The sequence below is a fragment of the Nitrososphaera sp. AFS genome (assembly GCF_009898475.1).
Taxonomy (GTDB): Archaea; Thermoproteota; Nitrososphaeria; order Nitrososphaerales; family Nitrososphaeraceae; genus Nitrosopolaris.
Window position 1 is genome coordinate 3,049 of record NZ_QURE01000141.1, and the last position, 5,357, is coordinate 8,405.

The 5,357-nt window shown below is 36.5% G+C and carries 4 protein-coding genes and 1 pseudogene; 4 read left to right on the forward strand and 1 reads right to left on the reverse strand.

The features are described from left to right. Nucleotides 1–512 (reverse strand): annotated as a pseudogene (locus DYY65_RS11595) (hypothetical protein); the annotation flags it as partial. Nucleotides 513–891: 379 nt separating this feature from the next. Between DYY65_RS11595 and DYY65_RS11600 the strand changes: the two are divergent. From DYY65_RS11600 to DYY65_RS11615, 4 genes are all read left to right on the forward strand, one after another. Then, nucleotides 892–1,230 carry a hypothetical protein gene (locus DYY65_RS11600; protein WP_162478118.1) on the forward strand — a complete coding sequence of 113 codons (339 nt, stop codon included), beginning with the start codon at nucleotides 892–894 and terminating at the stop codon, nucleotides 1,228–1,230. A 772-nt stretch (nucleotides 1,231–2,002) separates the two neighbouring features. Continuing rightward, complete coding sequence (locus tag DYY65_RS11605) at nucleotides 2,003–3,403, forward strand: PQQ-dependent sugar dehydrogenase (protein WP_162478119.1); 1,401 nt, start codon at nucleotides 2,003–2,005, stop codon at nucleotides 3,401–3,403. A gap of 8 nt (nucleotides 3,404–3,411) precedes the next feature. After that, nucleotides 3,412–3,675, forward strand: coding sequence for a hypothetical protein (locus DYY65_RS11610; RefSeq protein ID WP_162478120.1), 264 nt, complete (start codon nucleotides 3,412–3,414; stop codon nucleotides 3,673–3,675). 148 nt (nucleotides 3,676–3,823) lie between these two features. Beyond that, a complete protein-coding gene (locus tag DYY65_RS11615) occupies nucleotides 3,824–4,954 on the forward strand; it encodes a class I SAM-dependent methyltransferase (RefSeq protein ID WP_162478121.1) in 1,131 nt (376 codons plus the stop codon). Nucleotides 4,955–5,357: the final 403 nt, after the last annotated feature.

A 5,357-nucleotide genomic window follows, 5' to 3' on the forward strand; every position in this document is an offset into this window, starting at 1 on the left:
TTTTCTTGGTTGTTAGTGTGATGATTATTTTCTTGGTGATTGCTCTTGTTATTGCTGTTGTTAGAACCGTTAGTACCACTAGTACTATTGCTAATTTCGATGGTATTGCTATTAGTACCAGAAACTGCTGCTAGGGCTACAGTCATATTTGCACCAGATACTTTATACGTATGACAATTTTCTTGAGAGAGAGCACCGGAATTCACACACACTTGGACGGAATTTCCCTGATTAGGAGGAATATTGAATGTCCATGACGGGTTACCTGCAGTGGGTATGTTCGCTTGATCTGTGTACCCATCCTCTGTAGTTATAGAAATGCCTACAGTAGAAGTTCCGAATGGATGAGAGGGAACATAGACAGTAAGTAAATATCCTGGTTGGACTACATTATTATTTGCACTTATAATACCATTAGAATCAGCTGCAAATGCAAATTGTATATATAGAGTAGTCTGCACTCCTGCACTCATAAGTAATACCAAGATCGTCCCCACTGTCAATGCTTTCATTTTCCATAATAAGATGAAGAACACTAATTATAGTAGTTGCGAAAGATATCTGTACCTATTGATATCTAGACTTTCTTTAAGAAATCGATTTTGAAGTACGATCAAGGAATTTCATTTTAGTAGTGTATTATCTATATTTTGTATTTAGATTTACATCCATATATTCATCGTGAACGTTCAATACATTAGCTCGATTAATTATCCAACCTTATAAAATTGATGATTAATTGTATTGTAGAACAATATACTAAGATCTAAGCTCTATAATCATCCATATACATTTTTTTTTACATTATTTGGACTTTGATTTAGCATTTTGTTTTGAAATCTTTACATAGGGACAATAGTTACTTATTGATGATATTTGACGTATATTTCTATGAGTAGAATTCATGCAAGGCGAGGAATCGGTTATTTAGTACTTTACGTCACCATACCTTTATTACTACTCTCATTTTCCATATTAGTCCATAGAGCAGGAGCTGTAGCGTTAGAAGATCCCAAAAATTGTTCTGCTATTGAATGTTATCAAATAGGATACGAAAAAGGATATACACTTGGACTACGCGACGGACATATAGATGTGTATGATCCCGATTTGGATTTATGTGATGGACATTCACAGAATTATTGTAATGGATATACGCAAGGGTACCACGATGGATTTAACAACATATGCAATACCACTAAGCTTGGTTGTGATAATCCTTCAGGGTAATTTGTTGGATTAAACCTAATATAATGATGAGTAAGTGTTCAGTACTCCAAACGCACAGGCCTAAATAGTTATAAATATATCCACTACAGATACATCACAGCTCGGTTTTAACGTCACACTTCACCAGTTTCTTGATCGTAAATACAGACTACCTATTACAACGAGGCAAACAAGATACTATAAAAGAATAGTATATTTAGTGGTACTAAATCAATTTATTTGCAAATATGCCAATATAAATGAGAGGAAATGACTATGACAGACAAGATAGATTCCAAATGTGTCCTTTTTACAATTTTATTCTTATTGATTTGTTCATTATTCAATAGCCTTTTACCCACTCATGTTTTGTCTCTAGTCAGTGGCAAAAAACATTCAAGTTCATAAGTAATATCTTCACGATAATGGGTTTGATGTTATACCGATGTCTGACTTGAGATATAATCAAGCCACAAATCTTATGTATATTAGATAGTTTCAACATTCGCTAAGGTAAACTCAATAACTTTACTGAAAATCATCATTGCAAATATGTTGTATACCTTGTCCCAGTACGTAGCGTAGATTACTATTACAATGAATACTGTCTATAATGGACACATTCATGCATTGGAATTTTAACGCCTGATATCTATCTGAAATTTGTCTATATATAATTCAGCTTGATAATTCATATATGAAAATTTACGATATTATAATCAGCTAAAGTTTCAAATAATCTCAGTTCTTATCTCATAGACAAGATCAAGGCACAATTAAATTGTCCATATCTTTGACTGGTACACATAAACTGCTGCCACTCATAGCTAGTCTTGTAGCCATTTTGTTGTTGTCTTCTTTGCTATCGAATAAATATTATCATTATCATTATGTTACTCCTGCTATTATAGCTATATCTACAGCATTTGCTAAACCTCATACTGTCGCACCTCCTACATTGGCAGGACCAATAATACTCAATGACCCTCATCTTAAGATTGAGACAGTATTCAAAGGTCTTGATGCTCCAACAAGTATGGCATTTGTGGGTCCTGATGATATTTTAGTGTTAGAGAAAGATGAAGGAATAGTCCAAAGAATTATTGATGGCAAAATGGTTTCTGAACCGCTTTTAGAGGTACCCGTTGCAACCAAAGTAGATAGAGGTATGTTGGGAATTGCTATTTCAAAACATGAAGACGGACCTACCTACATCTTTTTGTATTATACTGAGTCAGGAGGAAAAACAGGTGATGACAGGGCTGGGATTCAACCGGTGGGCAACAGAGTCTACAGATATGAATTAGACTACGATCATGACAAGCTAATAAATCCCAAGTTGCTAGTAACCCTACCTGCGATTCCTAGAAAACCCTTATCTCCTGAAACAAATGATAACGGTGGTACAATACGAGTGGGTCCTGACAATGATGTTTATTTTGTAATAGGACAAGTTGGATCACATCAAGGACAAGCTCAGAATGTAAATAGAGGGCCAGGACTAGATGGCACTGGTGGAATACTTAGAGTGACTCAGGATGGTCAACCTGTACCAAACCCGCCTTTAGGCAACAACACATATCCATCCAACCTATATTATGCATATGGCATACGTAATAGTTTCGGTCTTGATTTTGATCCTATAACTGGTAACTTGTGGGATACAGAAAACGGACCAGATTTCGGAGATGAAATAAATTTAGTTATTCCAGGATTCAATAGTGGATGGGAACAAGTACAGGGGATATGGACAAGGGAACACCTAGATGCTATGGGTCCAGTAGCACCACTTCAATCTAATAGTTTAGTAAATTTTGGAGGAAGAGGAATTTATCATGTTCCTCAATTCACATGGAATAAGACCATAGGTCCTACTGCGATCAAATTCTTCAACTCAGACAAATTAGGAGAACAGTATGAGAACGATATTTTCGTATCCGATATAGATAATGGCAATATTTATCACTTCAAATTAAACCAACAAAGAGATGGATTACTCTTAGGCGGATCACTAGGAAACAATGTAGCATATACCACTAAAGATAGTCAACAAGCAGAATTTGCAACTGGTTTTGGTGGCATTACTGACTTACAAGTAGGACCAGGAGATGGATATTTGTATGTTCTTTCCTATACTGGAGGAACCATTTACCGAATAGTTCCTTCCACTTCAGAAGACTCCGATTCTAAGTGAAATAAGTAATGCTTTATCTAGCAACTGGAGAATGGATAGATGATCCTACTGTGTCTGCAGAAGATTTCACGAAACTTTGGGAACAGATGGTTCGCCCAAGTCTTGAAACTCTTTCAAAAATGGTAGACGACAAAAAGATGGGTGGTGTATTTGCTGGTCAGAGAAGGGGAGTAGTTATAATTGATGCAGCTTCTCATGAAGAAGTTGGTAGTATACTGGCAAATTTCCAATTTCCAATGTTACACCACTTCAATCTTATCGTTCTACTGTAGACGAGACTCTAAGGCAATGGAGAACTTGAAACATAGCAAATCCTAACAATAGGTTTACTAAACTGGTTACGCCTCCTCAGTTTAGGGACTCTTCGTAGTGGAAAAGATTATGTATAAAAAGCCAGTCATGGATTAGCATGGTAAAGATATGACATCATCACAATCGACAATAGGTAGTGAAGAAAAGGTTCAGCAGTTCATGGAAAAGGTACTATCTGATTTCGGAGGAGCTGCAAGCCTTATTTTAGCGTACATAGGAGACAAACTTGGATTGTACAAAGCTATGCATGATTTTGGAAAACCAATTAGTTCAGAGGAACTTGCTAGCTTTTCTGGAACCTCAGAACGCTACATAAGAGAATGGCTTGCTAATCAAGCTGCAGGTGGATATCTAACTTATGATGCATCATCTCAGAAATATGTTCTTCCATCTGAACACGCGCAAGCACTGGTTAATGAAGATAGTCCTACATATGTTGCAGGAGGCTTTCAAGTAATGATGTCTCTTTGTAGAGATGAGGCAAAGTTCTTAGATATATTCAAGACAGGTAAAGGTATTGCATGGGGAGATCATGATAAAGACCTTTACCAAGGAACGGAAAGATTCTTCAAACCATTATACACTGCTAATCTTGTTAGCTCATGGATTCCTGCTCTTGATAATAACAAAGTTGAACAGAGACTTAAGCAAAAAGGTCTAAAGGTTGCTGACATTGGATGTGGTCATGGAATTTCAACTATACTTATGGCAAAGGCTTATCCAAATTCTAAATTTTATGGATTTGATAATCATACTGCATCGATAGAATATGCACGAAAGAAGGCAAAAGAAGAAGGTTTAGGTGAAGATAGGATACAATTTGAAGTAGCATCTTCTACTAATTTTCCATCACCTCAGCAAGAAGAAGAGACAGAAAGAAAAGAAGGAGGAGTAGGATATGATCTGATAACGTTCTTTGATTGCTTACATGATATGGAGGACCCACAAGGAGCGGCTGCACATGCGCTATCCACACTCACCAAACCCGATGGAACTGTAATGATAGTAGAGCCATTTGCAAATGATAAACTAGAAGATAATCTAAATCCTGTAGGTCGTTTGTTATATGCTGCTTCAACCATGGTCTGTATACCGACATCACTGAGTCAGAATGGTCCGGCTCTGGGAGCACAAGCAGGAGAAGCAGGTATATCAAAAGTAGTCAAGGCTGGTGGGTTTAAGTATTTTAAGCGTGCTGCTCAGACACCATTTAACATAGTATATGAGGCAAAACCATAGCTAGATAGATAGGGAATATTACATAATGATTGCAAATCTTAAATGAATGATTCAAAAGTTATCTCTAAGCTCAGTCAAGCAAATCAAGCAGGATAGTATTGCTATTCATAAGACATTAAAATATGCTCTCTTGTTTGGCTTGTTGGTCACAACTTCCACAAATCCATATCTCTGATTGAACTGGTTTGGTGTACATTAAGTGATCTAGTTAGTCTGATTTGACAACTGTTGGAAAATATTTTGCTTCATTTGGTGACTTATTCAATAGAACAGATATGGCCAATTACCTCGTCGTTTACTACCAAAGTCTAGCCACATTTGTCTAATATCGTGAAAGAGGGATGGTATGATCTCAACGTTAATTATCATATCAATATAAAAAAGGGGTGGTGCTGGAGATGAT